Genomic DNA, 17,449 nt, shown 5'->3' with positions numbered 1-17,449 from the left:
CAACCACTAGGAGCCATGATGACGGAAGACAGTCTTCTCAACCACGCACTTGTCCGGCTGGACGAAGCCGCCGCCCACCTCAGCATCGATCCGGACGTGATTGAGAAACTGAAATACGCGCGAGAAACCACCAAGGTGCGGCTGATGATCCGCATGGACGACGGCTCGCGGAAATCCTTCCTCGCATGGCGCTGCCGTTACGACGACACGCGCGGCCCGACCAAAGGCGGCATCCGGTTCCATCCGGAATCGACCGCTGACGAGGTCGAGACGCTCGCCTTCTGGATGACTTTCAAATGCGCGGTGATGAACCTGCCTTATGGTGGTGGCAAGGGTGCGGTGCAGGTCGATCCACGCAAGCTCTCGAAAGCGGAGCTCGAACGCCTGTCACGCGCCTATATCCAGGCTTTTGCCCGGATCATCGGTCCCGATCGCGATATACCGGCGCCGGATGTCTACACCAACTCGATGATCATGGGCTGGATGGCGGACGAATACGCCCAGATCGTCGGTCAGGCCGAGCCTGCGGTCATCACCGGCAAGCCGATCGCTCTGGGCGGCTCGCTCGGACGCGGCGACGCCACGGCGCGTGGCGGTTTCTATCTCGTACGCCATCTCGCGGAGGATTGCGGACTGGCAGAATCGGCGCGAGTGGCGGTCCAGGGCTTTGGCAATGCCGGCCAGCATATCGCCGATCTTCTGGCGTCGGACGGGCATCGGATCGTCGCCGTCTCCGACTCCGAGGGCGCGGTTGTCTGCGCGGACGGCCTTGATGTCGCTCTTCTCCTGGAAGCCAAGAAGCAGGGCCGTTCGGTCCTCTCCACTGCGGGGCAGGCCGGTCATCAGGTCTTGGCGGCCGATCAGCTTGTCGCCGTCGATTGCGACATGCTGGTTCCGGCTGCCCTGGAGAACATGATCCACGAGGGCAATGCCGGCACGGTCAAGGCCAAGCTCATTCTCGAATTGGCGAACGGGCCGGTCACGCCTGAAGCGGACAAGATCCTGGCCGGCAAGGGCGTCGTGGTCTTCCCGGATATTCTGGCCAATGCCGGCGGGGTGACCGTTTCCTATTTCGAATGGGTTCAGAACAGGCAAGGTTACTACTGGACGGAGGAAGAGATCCACCAGCGTCTTCGCTCGATCATGGAGCGTGAAGGGCGCGCCATCTGGACCATTGCCGGCGAAAAGCAGATGCCGATGCGCACGGCTGCTTATGTGCATGCTCTGAGCCGCCTGGCCGAGGCGATCGAGGCGCATGGCACGCAGAACTTCTTCATGAGCTGATATATCGACGCCGCCGCCTGAAGAAGCGGCGGCGTCCTGCGAAAATCAGGAGAACGTCAGAGGGCGGTCGCCGTTCTCGTCCTTGATGCGGGTCGGCAGGCCGATCTTGCCGAGCAGGTCGAGGAAGGGGACCGGAGGCAGTTCCTCGACATTGGCCATCCGCTTGACGTCCCACGGCCCGCTGGCGATCAGCATAGCCGCCGCCACCGCCGGCACGCCTGCGGTGTAGGAGATTCCCTGGCTGCCTACCTCTTCGTAGGCTTCCTTGTGGTCGGCCACGTTGTAGATGAAGACCTCGCGCTCCTTGCCGTCCTTTGTTCCCTTGACGACGTCTCCGATGCAGGTCTTGCCGGTGTAGTCCGGGGCAAGTGACGACGGATCGGGAAGGACCGCCTTGACCACCTTGAGCGGCACAACTTCTTGACCCTCGGCAGTGGTTACCGGCTGCTCCGAAAGCAGTCCGAGATTCTTCAGGACGGTGAACACGTTGATGTAATGGTCTCCGAAACCCATCCAGAAGCGGATGTTAGGGACGCCGAGATTTTGCGACAGCGAATGGATTTCGTCATGACCCGTCATGTAGGTCGGGCTGACGCCGACCACCGGGAGATCCCAGTCCTTGCGAATCTCGAACATCTTGTTCGATGTCCACGTGCCGTCCTGCCATGACCAGACCTGGCCGGTGAACTCGCGGAAGTTGATCTCGGGATCGAAATTGGTCGCGAAATAGCGGCCATGGTTGCCGGCATTCACGTCGACGATGTCGATGGAATCGATCCGGTCGAAATATTCGTCGCGGGCAAGGGCGGCATAGGCGTTGACCACGCCCGGATCGAAGCCGGCGCCGAGGATCGCCGTCACGCCGGCTTTCTCGCATTCGCCGCGCCGCTTCCATTCATAATTGGCATACCATGGCGGGGTCTCGCAGATCTTCATCGGATCCTCATGGATGGCCGTATCGATATAGGCCGCGCCCGTGGCAATGCACGCCGACAGTACGGACATGTTCACGAAGGCCGAGCCGACATTGATGACGATGCGGCTGCCCGTCTTCTCGATGAGAGTCTTCACGGCATCCACGTCCATCGCATCGAGCGCATGCGCCGCGATCGTGCCGTCCGTCTTCAAGCTCTTCTTTTCGATGACGGATTCCATGATGGCGTGGCACTTCTCCACAGTGCGCGAAGCAATGTGAATATTGCCCAGCACGTCGTTGTTCTCAGCGCATTTATGCGCGACGACCTGTGCAACGCCGCCGGCGCCGATGATGAGGACGTTTTTCTTCATTCGGGGGGATGTCTCCTTCTACGTGCGGAAAATGGGCCTCAGGAGAGGCTCTGTTCGTAGTCGGCGAAGGTGAATTCGCGGACCAGCCTGGTGCTGCCGTCGAGTTCGCGCACCGCAATCGACGGCATTTTCACGCCATTGAACCAGTTCTTTTTGACCATCGTGTAGCCGGCGGCGTCCTGGATCGAGAGGCGATCTCCGACTTTCAGGGCGTCGGGGAAACGGAATTCACCGAAGATGTCGCCCGCCAGGCAGGACTTGCCGCAAATCATAAAGGTATGCGGGCCGGCATCGGGGGCCAGCTTCGCCGTTTCGCGGTAGATCAGCAGGTCGAGCATATGCGCCTCGACGGAGCTGTCGACTATGGCGAGATCCTTGCCGTTGAACAGCGTGTCGAGAACCGTCACCTCGAGCGTGGTGCTCCTGGTGATGGCCGCTTCGCCCGGCTCCAGATAGACCTGCACGCCGTAGCGGCCGGCGAATGCCTTGAGCCGCTCGCAGAACGCATCGATCGGATAGTTCTCGCCCGTGAAATGGATACCGCCGCCGAGGCTGACCCAGCCAACCCGTGACAGCAGCGAACCGAACTTCTCCTCGATGTCGCCGAGCATGCGGTCGAACAGGTCGAAGTCGGCATTCTCGCAATTGTTGTGGATCATGAAGCCATCGACACGGTCGAGGACCCTGGCGACTTTTGCGGCATCCCATTCGCCCAGCCGGCTGAAGGGGCGGGCGGGGTCGGCGAGGTCGAAGCTCGAGGAACTGATCCCTGGGTTCAGACGCAATCCGCAAGGAATACCGCTTGCGCGTTCGGCAAAACGCTCGAGCTGTCCGATCGAGTTGAAGATGATCTTGTCGGCATTGGCGATCACCTCATCGATTTCGTTATCCGCATAAGCCACGCTGTAGGCATGGGTTTCGCCGCCGAATTTCTCGCGCCCGAGTTTCACTTCATAAAGTGATGACGATGTCGTGCCGTCCATGTGCTCGCGCATGAGATCGAACACTGACCAGGCCGCGAAGCATTTCAGGGCGAGCAAGGCCTTGGCGCCGGATTTCCGTCTGACCTCGGCGATCTTCTCCATGTTGCGGAGAAGCTTTGCCTTGTCGATCAGGTAATAGGGTGTCTGGATCATGGGCGGTGTGTCCCGTGGTCTGCGCGTTCTCGGCCGGTGATGTCTGGAATTATAATGGCGGCATCCCATTGGGGATGCGTCTTGCCGACGAAGGTCGGTGTTCAGTCCTGAGAGAGCTGAAAACCTGGCGAACCCGGACGCGAAGCCAGGGCTTCGGTCGCGCCCGGGTTATGATCCCGTTTTGCGGCGCTGGGGCTCTCGGGGGCTATGTGCCTTAAGGGTGAACATGGTGCGGCAAACCTAGGCATGAAGGCCGCGAAGTCAAGAGCGAGACGTTGCACGCCTCCCTCTCCCTCATCACATGGCTGGCTTGCGATCCAAGCGCAGCGTGGCCAGCAACTCGGCGAGCTGTCCGTCCGAGGCGACCCGGCTTGCCTGGTCGAGAGCATGCCAGCGTCGCCTCCGTTCAGCCTGTTCCGGCCAGTGGACAAGGGTGCCGCGCACATGAAGGCTGAACAGCGTCACCACGCAGTCGCCGCTGGACCCGTCGGGGAGAGCCTTCAAATAGCGATACTCGCCGACGGGGCGTGGATCGACACCGCCGATTACGCCGGCCTCTTCGAAGGCTTCCTGGGTTGCCGTCTGCGCGGGCGTCTTGCCCTTCGCTGGCCACCCCCTGGGCAGGATCCATCGTCCCGACTGGCGCGTCGTGATCAGCATGACTTCCACGTCCCCATGCCTTCCCACCCGCCAGGGCAACGCGCCATATTGCTGCAGCGTCGCTCCGAAGACTACGTTCGAACGTCTTGCCATCTCGGCCGGCCGCGCGAGAAGCGTCATGGCTGCGCTCCGTAATCGAAAGGATCGAAGCCGATGGAGTTCCAATCCGGCATCGCCAGGCGAGGGGAGGTCGGGCGCCTTGGGGTTGCGCACCATACGCAGCGCGTCGCGGCGCGCGGAAAGGGCCTTTGGCAGGAGTGGCAAATCTTGGTGGGTCCTGGTCCCGTCATGACATGCTCCATGGATGCGGCGTTATGCGCCGCATGGAAAAATCGCTGATGCTCTTTGGGCGATTGTCCCGAAGCGAGTACTGTACCGAGCGCTCAGCCCGACAGGCCGCTCCGGGGAAAGACATGCGTCTTTCCGGAAAGCCCTGATGCACTCCTGAAACGTCCCCTGTACATGGTTGTGCAGCTAGCCGAACATCTCGGCAAAACAAGGGCAGAAACTGGTCGTGAAAGGGAATTTTTCTTTTTGCGGCAAGGATTTGTTAACCTTGGGCCAAGTGGCGCATGAGCGCCGGATTTCCGCCGACGGTTGCCGAGGAAGCCGTCGATGGGCCTGTTTTGCTGCAACTCGTCGCCCTCACCGCGGTATCACGCTTTAGGTCGGGATCAGAGCGGAGCCCATGTCCCAAGGAAGCGTTTTCAGCGGCGGCGCAAATCGACAGCTCTCGGCTGGAAAATACCCGTTGCCGTTTGGTTCCGCAGTGCCATTATGACCATGGTACAACTGGGTGGATAGGAGCAATCAACCCAAGGTGACGAGCACTCCGGATGCCCCCGCTACGACTTTCCAAGACCGGCTCTTGAACCGCTCCTTCCGCTCGCTTCTCGGCGCGGCGATGGTAGCGACGCTCGTAGCCGCGTCCGCCGCCTTGATAGGGTTGGATTACGTCCGCGCGCGCAATGCCGCGATCGAGGACGCGACGAAGGAGATGCAGGTCTTCGCCGAGCGGGTCGTCGACCGCTTCGGCGTTCTCTCCGGCGACACCGTCACCCTGGTGGGAGCTGTCGCCTCCGTCGCGAACTCGGTGCTCGATCCGCCGCCCGCGCGAATGGCCGACAAGATCGCCATCTTCCGCGAAGGCATGTTGCGGTCGCCGCATCTCGATGGCGCCTATGTCGGTTATCCCGACGGCTCTTTTTTCCAGCTCGTCAACCTCAATCACGCCGGCTGGCGAGCCGCTTTGGATGCACCCGACGATGCCAGGATGGCCGTACGCATCATCGAAGCCAAAGGGGAGGGTTCGGTGAACCGCGTCATCTTTCTCGATGCGGATGGGCACACAGTTGGGGAACTGCCTGGAAAGCCTTCAAGCTTCGATCCGCGCAACCGGCCCTGGTATCGGGCGGCCGTCGGGCAATCGAAGCCTGTCTCCGTCGGCCCCTACGAAATGGCCACGACCGGGTCGCTTGGGGTAACAGTCGCCGAGGCTCATCGCGGCAACCGGAACGTCGTCGTCGCCGTCGACATCATCCTCGACACGATCACCGAGTTCCTTGCCTCCCAGCGCATTTCGCAGAATGCGGTCGCATTCATCGTCGACGCTTCCGGCAATCCGGTGATCCATTCCGACCGGGACTTCATGAGGCGCATCACCGCGCCCAGAGAGGACATCGAGTCGGGTCCATCGCCGGCGTCGGATCCTCTCGTGCGCAGTACCGGTGACATCGACGCAAGGCTGGGAGGGACGGAATTCGTCGATGTCGACGGGCGAACCTTCCTGGTTGCCGTCACCCCGATCACATCCGCGCTGTTGCTGGGTGGCCATCGCGTGGTCGTGGCGGCACCTCTGGACGAACTGATGGGTCCCGCCAATCGAGCCCTTCTGCAGGGACTCGCGGTCTCCGGGACAATCGTCCTGCTCGCGATACTGGCTGCGCTGCTGCTGGCGCAGTTCGTCACCAAATCGCTGTTGCGGTTGACCGCCAGCGCGAACCGCCTGCAGAGCCTGGATTTCTCAACGCCGATCGATGTGGCCTCGCGCGTGAACGAGATTTCGACCCTTGGTCAGGCGATGAACAAGGCGCGCGATGCGATCTCCACCTTCGCCATGTATGTTCCGAAGGAACTTGTGCGCAAAGGCATAGAGTCCGGCCATTTCGCGGGCAGGTCGGCATGGCGCCAGGATGTGACGGCGCTTTTCACGGACATCTACGACTTCACGACGATCAGCGAGGTGCACTCGCCCGAGCAGGTCGTGGCCATGTTGTCCGAATATTTCGACATCTTCAGCAGTACGGTCGATGCTCATGGCGGAACGATCATTCAGTTCCTGGGGGACTCGGTCTTCGCCATGTGGAACGCTCCGGTCGCCGATGCGCGCCACGCGGAAAACGCCTGCCGTTGCGCCCTGGCGATCGAGGATAGGATTGCTGCCTATAATGAGGCCCAGCGCCAGAAGGGCCGCCCCGAGTTCCGCACGCGTTACGGTATCCATTCCGGCATGGCGGTGGTCGGCAGTGTCGGTGCGGAGGAGCGCCTGCAATACACCGCGATGGGCGACACCGTGAATGTCGCCTCTCGGCTGGAGGGCATGAACAAGGACTACGGCACGACGATCCTGGCGAGTGGAGCTGTCGTGGCGCTCTGCTCGGATCGGATCGCCTTCAAAGCCTTGGGATCGGCACAGGCCAAGGGCAGGGCGGGCACGCTCGAAATCTACGAGGTTGTTGCCGTGAAGGCCGATTCCTCTGACGGCGATGTCGATGCGACCCCTTCGGGGGAGCAGGACGAGACGCCGGGCGATTTCATCGGTTCTTCACCACAGCCGGAAAGAGGGCGGCAGCGGGCGCGAACGAAGGTCTGATCCCCAGCATCCGGCACGATGTCTGTCGGCAAGCCGTCTTAATAAAGACCGGTGCCGTTGAGGAGCTTCTCGCGTAGTTCTGCGGAGAGCTCGTTCTCTGCGATTGGTGGCGCGGACGAGATTTCCGCCTCGTCTCCGCCAATTATCGGGCAAGTGCCTCTGCACGGCGCCGTTCCTGGCTTGAAGGCTTCCATGATCGCGCCTCGACTGCCCTTGGACGAGAGCCGCCCGCTGTGGCGGTCGACGGCCATGAATGTCAGACCTTCGGGGATGTCGAAATCCTCGGCTGTTCCGTTCCGCAAGACTGTCTTCATGAAGTCGATGAAGATCGGCGCGGCCAGCCCGCCGCCGGATTCGCCGTAGCCCATCGGACGCGGCGTGTCGAAGCCCATGAAGACACCTGTGACGATGTCGGGAGTAAAACCGACGAACCACACGTCCTTCTCGTCGTTTGTGGTGCCGGTCTTGCCGGCTATGGGAACACCAAGCCGACCAACGCTGCTGGCTGTGCCGCGCTCGACGACGCCGCGCATCATCGAGGTGATCTGGTAGGCAGTCATGGGGTCGAGAACGTAGTCCGGCTGGGCGGGGGCCGAGTGCCGACCGTTCGCTGCAACGCAACTGTCGCATGCGCGCTGGTAGAGCGTCTGCCCGTAGCGATCCTCGACCGAGTCGACGAGCGATGGCTTGACGGCCTCGCCGCCATTGGCGAACACGGCGTAGGCGGAGACCAGGCGCATCAACGTCGTCTCGCCGGCGCCCAGCGCCATCGGCAGATACGGTTTCAACTCGTCGTAGAGGCCGAAGCGAACGCCGTAGTCGACGACAAGGTCCATCCCGAGATGGCGTGCAAGGCGCACGGTCATCAGGTTCCGGCTTTTTTCCAGGCCGGTGCGCAGGGTGGACGGTCCGCTGAAACGGCCGTCGTAGTTCTTGGGTCGCCATACCCGTCCGGCGCCGTCCGGAATGGCGAGGGGCGCGTCCATGACCAGCGTCGCAGGCGTGTATCCGGCGTCGAGTGCCGCCGCATAGACGAACGGTTTGAAGGCCGATCCCGGCTGACGATAGGCTTGTGTGGCACGGTTGAACTTCGACTGGGAGAAGGAAAACCCGCCCACCATGGCAAGGACCCTGCCGGTCTTGGGATCGAGCGAGACGAGCGCGCCCTGCACCTCGGGCGGTTGGCGCAGCCTGTAGCGGCCACTGCTCTTTTCGACGTAGACGACATCGCCAGGGTGCAGCACCTGGTCGACGCGTTGAACTGTCCTCAGCTTGTTCTTGTCGAGAATTCTCAGCGCCCACTTCATGTCTGCGAGACCCATCGTTGCCGTTTGTTCGGCCTGCGGCGCGCCGGAGCTTTTGCGAAGGCCGACGCGTGCATGATCGGCTTCCGAGCCGAGCACCACGGCAAGGCGCCATTCCGGCACATCGGAGTAGGGTTCGATCGCGGCCAGCGCACGCTGCCAATCGTCGGACGGATCGATCCGGGCGACGGCGCCGCGATACCCATGAGCTTCGTCATAACGGATGAGACCGCTGCGCAGCGCAGCAAGAGCCGTCTCCTGAAGCCTGGGATCGAGCGTGGTCCGGATCGCAAAGCCGCCTTCATGGAGCGCGTCGGCTCCGAAACGGCGCGACAGTGCCTGGCGGACCTCCTCGGAAAAGTATTCGGCCGAACGCAAGGTGTAGGCAGGTTTGCGAGACGCGAGGTGGAGCGGCGTCGCTGCTTCGCGCGAGGCCACCTTCGGGGTGATGAGACCGTTGGCCGCCATCTGTCGCAGCACCCAGTTGCGGCGGGCGTTCGCGGCTTCCTTCTCGATAAAGGGATTGTAATTGTTCGGGGCTTTGGGAAGGGCTGCTAGAAGCGCAGCCTCGGCGATGCCGAGCATTTCGAGCGGCTTGCCGAAATAGGTCTGGGAGGCTGCCGCCACGCCGTAGGAGCCGGCGCCGAGATAAATGCTATTCAGGTAGAATTCGAGGATCTTGTCTTTGGAATAGGTCTGCTCCATGCGCAGTGAAAGGACGGCTTCGCGGATCTTCCTTTCGATGTTGCGGTCGGGTGTGAGCAGCAAATTCTTGACCACCTGTTGGGTGATCGTAGAGGCGCCGACCAAGCGACGATCGGACCCGAAATTCACAAGATTGACGATGACCGCCTTGAGGAGCCCGAGCGGATCGAGACCGGGATGGCTGTAGAAATTCTTGTCCTCGGCAGACAAGAACGCCTGCTTCACTATCTCGGGTATGGCTTCGATCGGCAGCGGGAACCGGCGTTCCCGGGCGTATTCGGTCATCAGTTCGCCGTCGCTCGCATAGACGCGAGCGACCCCGGCCGGCTCCCAGGTCGCAAGTGCCCTGTGGTCCGGCAAGTCCTTGATCAACGGCGCGACATGAACCGCGGCAAGGAACGCGCCGGCAAGCAGAATATGGCTTCCGATACTGAAGCCGTGGGCCAGGATTCTCATCATGGACTTGGATTTCCTCGGGTTTCCGGCGGGAAAATGCGCGAGAGGCCGCGGCTGTACAAACGATCAATAGTCGGGTGAGATATGAAAAAAACTTGCCCTCTGGAGTGACCAATGGACAATTCTCAACTGCCGCTCAATGCGCTGCGGGCGTTCGAGGCGGCGGCTCGGCATTGCAGCCTGACCAAGGCCGGTCTCGAATTGCGGGTGACGCAGACCGCGATCAGCCACCAAGTGAAATCCTTGGAGGGAGTGCTTGGCGTGAAGCTCTTCCGCAGGTTGCCGAGGGGGCTTGCCCTGACGGATGAAGGCATGTCGCTTGCCCCGATCCTGACAGATGCGTTCCGTCATCTGCGCGCGACCCTGTCCCAGTTCGAGGACGGGCATTTTCGCGAAGTGCTCACCGTCGGGGCGGTGAACACCTTCGCGACAGGATGGTTGCTGCCGCGGCTGCGGTCCTTCCGCGACGAACACCCTTATGTCGACGTGAGGTTGATGACCAACAACAATCGGGTCGATCTGGCGGGCGACGGTCTCGACGTCGCCATCCGCTTCGGAGAGGGCACCTGGCTCGGCACGGAGGCGGTCCATCTGCTCGACACACCGCTCGCTCCGATGTGCTCGCCGCTGATAGCACAGGGGCTCGGGGACCCAGCGGACATGCGGGACCACGAATTGCTGCGCTCTTATCGCTTGGATGAATGGAAGCGCTGGTTCGAGATTGTCGGTGTCGCCCCGCCGCCGATCCGGGGGCTGATATTCGACTCTTCGCTCGCGCTCGCCCAAGCCGCCGCCCAGGGCGCGGGCGTGGCACTCCTGCCCGTGAAGATGTTCCAGCGTGAACTTGAGGTAGGCCGCCTCGTACAGCCCTTCGAAACCGAGGTCCCCGCTGGCGGCTATTGGCTGACTTGGCTGAAGTCGCGCCGCGAGTCCGGCGCGATGAAGGCTTTTCGGAGCTGGCTCGTCGCAGCGGCGAGCGAGACTGGCGGAATCGGTGTCGCGTAAATGGGGCGAGGGCTTTCACAAGCGCGGATGGTTAACGATTCCTTGCATCGGAGTGCGCGATCTGATTCCCTTGGTTAGCGCGATTCGGGAGGCGGGGCGCTCTAGGAACGGATGCGATGACTACAGTGAAGAAGCCCGAAATCTCGGAAATGAGACCCAAGATCACCGTCATCGGAGTCGGCGGCGGTGGCGGCAACGCCGTCAACAACATGATTGCGGAGGGGTTGGAAGGTACGGATTTCATCGTCGCCAATACCGACGCACAGGCGTTGCACATGTCGAACGCGCCCAAGCTGATCCAGCTCGGCACTTTCGTCACCGAAGGGTTGGGGGCGGGCGCGATGCCCGAGATCGGCCAGGCGGCGGCCGAGGAATCGATCCATGAGATCATGGATCATCTGTCCGGCACGCATATGTGCTTCATCACTGCGGGAATGGGCGGCGGTACCGGCACTGGTGCAGCTCCCGTCATCGCGCATGCTGCCCGCGAGGCAGGCATCCTCACCGTTGCCGTCGTGACCAAGCCGTTCGGCTTCGAGGGCAATCGCCGTATGCGGATCGCCGACAGCGGTATCGAACGCCTGCGCCAGTGCGCCGATACGGTGATCGTCATCCCCAATCAGAATCTCTTCCGGGTCGCCACGGCGAGCACCACCTTCGAGGGCGCCTTCGCGATGGCGGACAAGGTGCTGTATTCCGGTGTAAGTTGCATTACCAACCTGATCGTCAAGGAAGGTCTGATCAATCTGGACTTCGCCGACGTGAAGACGGTCATGCGCGACATGGGGCGGGCCATGATGGGAACGGGCATCGGCACCGGGGAAGGGCGCGCTTTGAAGGCGGCCGAGGCATCCATTTCCAATCCGCTGTTGGATGAAAGTTCCATGCGGGGCGCGAAAGGTGTCCTGATCTCGATTACCGGCGGCATGGACATGACGCTCTACGAGGTGGACGAAGCGGCTACCCGCGTTCGCGAGGAGGTCGGCGACGACGCCGAGATCGTGGTGGGGGCGATCTTCGACCAGGAGCTTGCCGGCCAGTTCAAAGTGTCGGTCGTAGCGACCGGATTGGAAGCACCCAGGATCGTGGCCGAACCTGCTCTCGGTGTTCACGACCAGCCGCTGCAGGCACAAGCCCAGCCACTCTATTAGGGCGGTCGCCACGCAAGGCCGGGCGCAACCAAGCCCAGGCTTCGCAATGTCGGCCGTGGTTTAGCGATAATTCGACGGGTTACTTGCGGCTGAAATCAATCTGGGCGGTCACGACCTGCTCGCCCGTCTCGGGATGGGGCTCACGCGTGACGAGCCTCATCCGATCGCTGCTCAGGCTTGCGACCTGCATGCTGGCTTCCTTCGTGCCGGGCCATTTGACTTGAAGGTTGAGCGTGCGACCTGAACGCTTGCCGGAAAGCTGGGCGGTGCCGCGTCGCGAGCCGACATAGGAGCCGGTATAACTTGCGCCGTTGGCCTTCAGATCGGCACCGATCTTACGCGAGAACACGGCCAGCGCGCGGCATGCGCCGTCCATATTGATGGCCGAGGCGCTGGCTTGGGAATCCAAACTGCAGGAGACCTTCATCGGTTTCGCATCAGGGGTTAGCCTCACTTGGCCGGAACCCTGCCAGTTGCCGGCAAGATCCCTAAGAAAGCCGGTCTCGTCGGCGGAGGCCTGAAATGATGGGAGCGCCACCAGGAGCAGCGCTGATGCGATCGCCAGTTCCTTTGTCATTGTCCGACCTCTCGGCCATGCAGTAGGCCACAATGAAGTTAAACGCCGGCTAACCGAACCTGATCCGGAGGGCCGCGTTCACTTTTGCTTACGGTTCGTGAGCAAACCGCGATGAGCCATCGGCGAGCGCTTGCGGTGCCCATCGCTGCAGAGCCTGGCGACCGGCATCCGTTAGATCGTACAGGCCTCGTTCCGGTCGGAGGAACCAGCCATAGACATTCCGTTGCAGGATCTTGGGTGCATTGGGGGCGTCAGGCTTAAGATCGCGTGGACGCTTTGGGCCGCTTGCCAACGCCGCGGCGCAAGTCAGGGCTTCCTGCCGGTACGCCGTCATGATCGGAGCCTTCGATCCACCCCCCGCTGTGGGATCGCCCTTGCGGCGGCGGTGTTCGTCGACAAGTCGCGATCGGCGACGCGGATCCCGGCGGGGCGCCGGAGCGGTCGGACCGAGGAGAACCTCCACACGCCCGTCGGCGAAGACGCCGAGCAGGCCGACACCCAGCCGACGGCAGAGGTTGCGGAAGCGCCTGTCGCTTTCCCGTCCCTTGCCCCGGGTCGACATCCTCGCGGCAAGCCAGACCTCGTCGCACGCCGCCATGCGATCGACACCTTGAAGGACAAGCTCGAGATTGAACTGCAGCTTCAACTCGCAGATGACCACAACGGGTGGGGAGTCGGGGCTGAGCGCAACCAGGTCGCAGCCGCCGATCTCGCCTTTCACGCAGAAGCCCAGGCTTTCGAGGAATCGTTTGATGGGGAGGTAGAGCGAAGTTTCGAGCACGGCAGTTTGCTGATGGGAATCATAGTCCAGACTGCCTGATTTGCTTTCCACCGTCACCACTGGCCAGCCGAAACGTTTATCCATGGGTGCTGTCGGGTGGACGGGTCAATTCAGCGGCCAGACCGCCAGCAGGGCCGGAACCGCAACAAGGATGACGATGACGGAGAGAGGCAGCCCCAGCCTCGGATAGTCGGAGAAACGGTATCCTCCGGGACCCATGACGAGCGTATTGCATTGGTGTCCGATCGGCGTCAGGAAATCGCAACCCGCACCGATGGCGACCGCCATCAGGAACGCCTCCGGCTTGTAGCCGAGAGAACTCGCAAATCCGGCCGCGATCGGAGCCATGACCAGAACGGTTGCGGCATTGTTGAGAAAAGGCGTGACGGCCATTGCCGCCACGAGGATCAGGGCGAGAGCGCCGTAGCCGGGCAGGGTCGCCCCGAATTCCGCGAGGGTGGAGGCGATAAGATCGGTCGCTCCGGTTCGGCGCAGCGAGTCGCTCACCGGAATAAGCGCGGCCAGCATCACCAAGATAGGACCGTCGATGGAACCGTAGATCTCCCGGACCGGGATGACCTTGAAAAGCACCATCATCGTCGCGGCGGCGAAGAACGCCACGGGTATCGGGACCATCCCCACAGCGGTGGCGGCCATCGCGGCAAGGAGGATCAGGAGCGGGACGATGCCGCGCCGGGCGCTGCCGAGCAGAAGAGGGCGCTCCGCCAGCGGCAACAGTCCGAACTCCCGCAGGAAGTCAGGCAGGACAGTCTGACTGCCCTGCAGCAGGACGACGTCTCCCAGGCGAAACGTGATCGTGCCGAGCCTTTGGTCGAGCCTTTCGCCTTTACGGCTGACCGCCAGCAGGTTCACGTTGAACCGGTCGTAAAGCAGCAGGCGCTGCGCCGACCAGCCGATGAGGCTGGAACTTTCGCCCACGATCGCTTCTATCGCAGTCACTTCGCTGCCGGCCGGATTCTTGCCGGCGCGTTGACGATCGCGCCCGATGCTGAGTTTTCCCTGCGCGACGAGACGATCGAGCGCCTGATGATCGCCTTCCATCAAAAGAACGTCGCCGGTGCGTAATACGGCATCCGGAAACGGTGTTACGCGATTGCCGCCGGACCTCAGAATCGATGTGATCACGACATCGCCGGCTCCGATCTTCAGGAGATCCGCGAGCGGTTTGCCAACGACCGTGGAATTTTCGGCAACGGTCGCCTCGGCTACATAGTTCTTGATGTCCAGCGCCTCATGCAGCGAAGTGTCCTGCCGCGTGCGCTGCGGCAATATCCAGTAGAACAGTCCCAGGAAGATGGTACCTGCGATTGTCAGGGCAAGGCCGACCGGGGTGAAGTCGAACATCGTGAAGGCGGTGCCGGTGATTTCCGCGCGCATGCGCGAAACGACGATGTTGGGAGACGTCCCGATCTGCGTCATCAGTCCGCCGAGCAGGGATGCGAACGCCATCGGCATCAGGAATGTGGACGGCGAAACATTGGAGCGCCGTGCGAACTGAAAGGCCACCGGTATCATGATGGCCAGCGCGCCGATGTTCTTCACGAACGCGGAGAGCACCGCGACGAGCGCGACCAACAGGATCACCTGGCCTCGGACCGAGTTCAGCCTGGGGAGGTGGCGCTCGATGAGAAACTCCATGATGCCGCTGCGCGCCACGCCCGCGCTGACGAGAAGGGCGCTGCCGACGATGATCACAATGTCGTCGCTGAACCCGCTGAAAGCGCGATCGAGCGGCACGACGCCGACGGCGAGCGCGGCGAGCAGGGCAACGGCCGCGACGAGATCATAACGAAAGCGGCCCCAGACGAAGGCCGCCATCATCAGGCCGATGATCGAGAAAGACAGGAACTGAGGCGTTGAAACCATGGACAATTCTATGTTGGACGTTGGCAAACGCGCGTCTCGGGCAACGAGTTGCCGGTTGTTTTTCCATGGGTTCGTGATTCGCGAAACAGTGCAAAGCGGTCCTGAGGGTTCCCGTTCCTGACGCTAAGGTGCTTTCAGGGCTTGTTGGAGGGGGGCACCGTGGTCGGCATCGCCGGAGCTATCCGCTCCTGCTGGCCACGCCCCTGCGGATTGTCGACGCCATTGGTTCCGAGCGCGTCGAGTGGCGAGCCAACTCATTTACGATCTGATTCAAACTTTCTTTGTAATTTACTGACAGAGAATCGGTCTGCCGTATTGTCCGCCGACGGCTCCTGCCTTCGGTCTGTTTTGTATCGTGTACAGGCCCAAATGCGTTTGCGAAGCGTAGTCTTTTCCCTTTTGGTCGCCATGGCTCTTGCCGGCTGCTCCTACAGCTCCGGCCTCGAAGACATGCTGCCACCCTCCAACGAGGTGACCAACGCCATCCGGCCGTCGGCCCCGGTGCCGGCCAGAGAGGTGGCTGCACGTGATGTCCCGACTGAGGCCGAGATCGCAGAGATCGAGGAGGCACCGTCGCAGGTCGCTCTGGCAACCGAGCCGAAAGTGGCTGTGCCGTCGCAGAGGCCTGAGCCCGAATTACAGGCGATGGCCCTGGTGCCGCCGGCGAAGCTGCCGGCGATGGCGATGACTATCCCGGCAAGGCCTGCCGTACTTTCGCGCCCGTCGAGAGTGGGAGAGATCCATCGCCAGCGCTTCCGTGATGCAAAGCCCATCAATTTTGGCCGTTCCTCGCCGCGCCACCTGGCAGTCCACGGCGTGGATGTCTCGCGCTGGCAGGGCGAGATCGACTGGGTCAAGCTGCGTTCGCAGGGCGCCAACTTCGCCTATATCAAAGCCACCGACGGGGGCGACCATCTCGACCCGCTGTTCAGGAAGAATTGGCGGGAGGCGAAGCAGGCGGGCCTGAAGCGCGGTGCCTATCACTTCTTCTACTGGTGCCGTGCGGCGAGCGAGCAGGCCGATTGGTTCATCCGCAACGTGCCGAGGGAAGCCGGTGCGCTGCCGCCGGTCATCGATGTCGAATGGAACGGCGAGTCGAGATGCAAGAAGCGCCCCTCCCGTGCCAGGGTGCTGGAGAAGATGCAGGTCTTCATGGACAAGCTGGAGCGGCACTATGGCCAGCGCCCGATTATTTACACGGCGCCTGACTTCTATGCCGACAACCTCGAAGGCGCGTTCCTCGACTATCCCTTCTGGCTACGCTCCGTGGCGCGACACCCTTCCAAGGTCTATCCCGGCCGCGACTGGGTTTTCTGGCAATATTCCGGCTCGGGCCTGTCGCATGGGGTGAAAGGCAAGATCGATCTGAACGTTTTCCATGGGACGGAAAGCCAGTGGCGCAGGTGGGTGGCGGCACACACGGCGGGATCGTCCTGAAAACATCCGCTGGACTTCAGCATTGGCTGATGCTGCAGCGCTTTGTTTTCCGATCATTTCCTTCGCGCCGGGAAACCTTTTGCCGGCGCGCTCATCTTCCCGAGAACAGGGCAACGATTTGCCCGATTTTCATAGGCCTGATTGCCGATCACTTTTGCGATGGGTACTCGCCTGTCCGTCTGCCCAAGCTCTGGTGACCGAGCGCAAATAAACGATCGAGTGCCTCCGCAAAACCGTTGAGGGATACGGAAAATGCCACAGGCTCGCTGTCGTGTGACGGGGTTGCGATGATGCTCAGGGTGGTTCCCGATCGGAGTGCCGTGACGAACTGCTCACCAAGATCGAACGTGACTATGCATCCCACCGGCAGGCAAGTACGAAAACGCAGGGTCTCGGCGTTGCCGTTGTCATCGACCTTGATTGAGACGCCCGCATCAAGTGCCAGGCCAAACGGCAAGACCAAAGCGCCCCTCAGCTTTTCGGCCGAGGTGGCGCTGAACTCTACGGCGAGGACGCGACGCCCGGCCTTCGGATCGGCCTGCTGCTGCGACATCACGCATCTTTTCCCGTCGTTTCGCGTACTGCAGGCGACCTGCCAGTCCTGATAGGATTCCTTTAGTGAGGAAGCGCCACCCGGAAGGGCCGTCGAAAGCGATTCCGAGCGGGCGTGCCTCGTTTCCTGCGATTGGCCAGGATGCGAAGGCTCGCCTCCCTTGTCCGTCGCAAGGACCGAAGCCTCCGAGAGCATGAGGCTCGAATTTGGTTGGAAGGCGATAACGAACGCGGTCACCGCAGCCACCATCCCGGTGGCAATCAGAACTCGGCGTGGAACAAGCTTCATCGCACTCTTTTTGAAATGAATTTGGCTTTTTACTCGATCGACCACCTACGGCCCGAGCGGATGGGC

The 17,449-nt window shown here is 61.9% G+C and carries 13 protein-coding genes; 5 read left to right on the top strand and 8 right to left on the bottom strand.

Going from position 1 to position 17,449, the window contains the following annotated elements; translation table 11 throughout:
• The first annotated feature begins 18 nt into the window (after positions 1 to 18).
• Complete coding sequence (locus ACCO56_RS10070) at positions 19 to 1,284, top strand: Glu/Leu/Phe/Val family dehydrogenase (protein ID WP_433640869.1); 1,266 nt, start codon at positions 19 to 21, stop codon at positions 1,282 to 1,284.
• 45 nt (positions 1,285 to 1,329) lie between these two features.
• On the opposite strand, the gene ACCO56_RS10065 is transcribed toward ACCO56_RS10070, so the two are convergent.
• The 3 genes from ACCO56_RS10065 to ACCO56_RS10055 form a co-directional block, all read right to left on the bottom strand.
• The gene (locus tag ACCO56_RS10065; protein ID WP_433640212.1) at positions 1,330 to 2,571 is read right to left on the bottom strand and encodes a saccharopine dehydrogenase C-terminal domain-containing protein; all 1,242 of its coding nucleotides are present in this window, start codon (positions 2,569 to 2,571) and stop codon (positions 1,330 to 1,332) included.
• A gap of 38 nt (positions 2,572 to 2,609) precedes the next feature.
• On the bottom strand, positions 2,610 to 3,707 hold the full coding sequence (locus ACCO56_RS10060) for a carboxynorspermidine decarboxylase (protein ID WP_433640210.1): 1,098 nt from the start codon (positions 3,705 to 3,707) through the stop codon (positions 2,610 to 2,612).
• A 297-nt stretch (positions 3,708 to 4,004) separates the two neighbouring features.
• Complete coding sequence (locus tag ACCO56_RS10055) at positions 4,005 to 4,487, bottom strand: NUDIX hydrolase (protein WP_433640209.1); 483 nt, start codon at positions 4,485 to 4,487, stop codon at positions 4,005 to 4,007.
• A 700-nt stretch (positions 4,488 to 5,187) separates the two neighbouring features.
• Between ACCO56_RS10055 and ACCO56_RS10050 the strand changes: the two genes are divergently transcribed.
• Entirely contained in the window at positions 5,188 to 7,239 is a 2,052-nt protein-coding gene (locus tag ACCO56_RS10050) for an adenylate/guanylate cyclase domain-containing protein (RefSeq protein ID WP_433640208.1), read from the top strand.
• A gap of 38 nt (positions 7,240 to 7,277) precedes the next feature.
• On the opposite strand, the gene ACCO56_RS10045 is transcribed toward ACCO56_RS10050, so the two are convergent.
• Positions 7,278 to 9,707 (bottom strand): penicillin-binding protein 1A, encoded by a 2,430-nt coding sequence (locus ACCO56_RS10045; RefSeq protein ID WP_433640205.1) that lies wholly within the window; start codon positions 9,705 to 9,707, stop codon positions 7,278 to 7,280.
• Between the two features lie 111 nt (positions 9,708 to 9,818).
• Here ACCO56_RS10045 and ACCO56_RS10040 point away from each other — a divergent pair, with 111 nt between their 5' ends.
• On the top strand, positions 9,819 to 10,709 hold the full coding sequence (locus ACCO56_RS10040; RefSeq protein ID WP_433640203.1) for a LysR family transcriptional regulator: 891 nt from the start codon (positions 9,819 to 9,821) through the stop codon (positions 10,707 to 10,709).
• 116 nt (positions 10,710 to 10,825) lie between these two features.
• The gene (gene ftsZ / locus ACCO56_RS10035; protein WP_433640201.1) at positions 10,826 to 11,860 is read left to right on the top strand and encodes a cell division protein FtsZ; all 1,035 of its coding nucleotides are present in this window, start codon (positions 10,826 to 10,828) and stop codon (positions 11,858 to 11,860) included.
• Positions 11,861 to 11,939: 79 nt separating this feature from the next.
• Here the strand turns inward: ftsZ and ACCO56_RS10030 are convergent, their stop codons facing one another.
• The 3 genes from ACCO56_RS10030 to ACCO56_RS10020 all read right to left on the bottom strand — a co-directional run bounded on the left by ACCO56_RS10030 (position 11,940) and on the right by ACCO56_RS10020 (position 15,105).
• Positions 11,940 to 12,437 (bottom strand): hypothetical protein, encoded by a 498-nt coding sequence (locus ACCO56_RS10030; RefSeq protein WP_433640199.1) that lies wholly within the window; start codon positions 12,435 to 12,437, stop codon positions 11,940 to 11,942.
• An 88-nt stretch (positions 12,438 to 12,525) separates the two neighbouring features.
• Complete coding sequence (locus tag ACCO56_RS10025) at positions 12,526 to 13,218, bottom strand: DUF2161 domain-containing phosphodiesterase (RefSeq protein ID WP_433640867.1); 693 nt, start codon at positions 13,216 to 13,218, stop codon at positions 12,526 to 12,528.
• Positions 13,219 to 13,323: 105 nt separating this feature from the next.
• The gene (locus ACCO56_RS10020) at positions 13,324 to 15,105 is read right to left on the bottom strand and encodes an SLC13 family permease (RefSeq protein ID WP_433640197.1); all 1,782 of its coding nucleotides are present in this window, start codon (positions 15,103 to 15,105) and stop codon (positions 13,324 to 13,326) included.
• Positions 15,106 to 15,474: 369 nt separating this feature from the next.
• Here ACCO56_RS10020 and ACCO56_RS10015 point away from each other — a divergent pair, with 369 nt between their 5' ends.
• A complete protein-coding gene (locus ACCO56_RS10015) occupies positions 15,475 to 16,542 on the top strand; it encodes a glycoside hydrolase family 25 protein (protein ID WP_433640196.1) in 1,068 nt (355 codons plus the stop codon).
• Positions 16,543 to 16,690: 148 nt separating this feature from the next.
• Here ACCO56_RS10015 and ACCO56_RS10010 read toward each other — a convergent pair whose 3' ends face one another.
• Positions 16,691 to 17,290: an invasion associated locus B family protein gene (locus tag ACCO56_RS10010; protein WP_433640865.1), complete on the bottom strand. Its 600-nt coding sequence runs from the start codon at positions 17,288 to 17,290 to the stop codon at positions 16,691 to 16,693.
• Positions 17,291 to 17,449: the final 159 nt, after the last annotated feature.

The organism is Mesorhizobium sp. 1B3 (genome assembly GCF_050958605.1).
Lineage (GTDB): Bacteria > Pseudomonadota > Alphaproteobacteria > Rhizobiales > Rhizobiaceae.
Note: the sequence above shows the minus strand (reverse complement) of the source record. Positions and strands in the feature narration are given on the sequence as shown.

Excerpts from the sequence above, each read along its gene's own strand:
- ACCO56_RS10070 (WP_433640869.1), top strand. The coding sequence starts at position 19 with ATGACGGAAGACAGTCTTCTCAACCACGCACTTGTCCGGCTGGACGAA.
- ACCO56_RS10065 (WP_433640212.1), bottom strand. The coding sequence starts at position 2,571 with ATGAAGAAAAACGTCCTCATCATCGGCGCCGGCGGCGTTGCACAGGTC.
- ACCO56_RS10060 (WP_433640210.1), bottom strand. The coding sequence starts at position 3,707 with ATGATCCAGACACCCTATTACCTGATCGACAAGGCAAAGCTTCTCCGC.
- ACCO56_RS10055 (WP_433640209.1), bottom strand. The coding sequence starts at position 4,487 with ATGACGCTTCTCGCGCGGCCGGCCGAGATGGCAAGACGTTCGAACGTA.
- ACCO56_RS10045 (WP_433640205.1), bottom strand. The coding sequence starts at position 9,707 with ATGATGAGAATCCTGGCCCACGGCTTCAGTATCGGAAGCCATATTCTG.
- ACCO56_RS10040 (WP_433640203.1), top strand. The coding sequence starts at position 9,819 with ATGGACAATTCTCAACTGCCGCTCAATGCGCTGCGGGCGTTCGAGGCG.
- ftsZ (WP_433640201.1), top strand. The coding sequence starts at position 10,826 with ATGACTACAGTGAAGAAGCCCGAAATCTCGGAAATGAGACCCAAGATC.
- ACCO56_RS10030 (WP_433640199.1), bottom strand. The coding sequence starts at position 12,437 with ATGACAAAGGAACTGGCGATCGCATCAGCGCTGCTCCTGGTGGCGCTC.
- ACCO56_RS10020 (WP_433640197.1), bottom strand. The coding sequence starts at position 15,105 with ATGGTTTCAACGCCTCAGTTCCTGTCTTTCTCGATCATCGGCCTGATG.
- ACCO56_RS10015 (WP_433640196.1), top strand. The coding sequence starts at position 15,475 with ATGCGTTTGCGAAGCGTAGTCTTTTCCCTTTTGGTCGCCATGGCTCTT.
- ACCO56_RS10010 (WP_433640865.1), bottom strand. The coding sequence starts at position 17,290 with ATGCTCTCGGAGGCTTCGGTCCTTGCGACGGACAAGGGAGGCGAGCCT.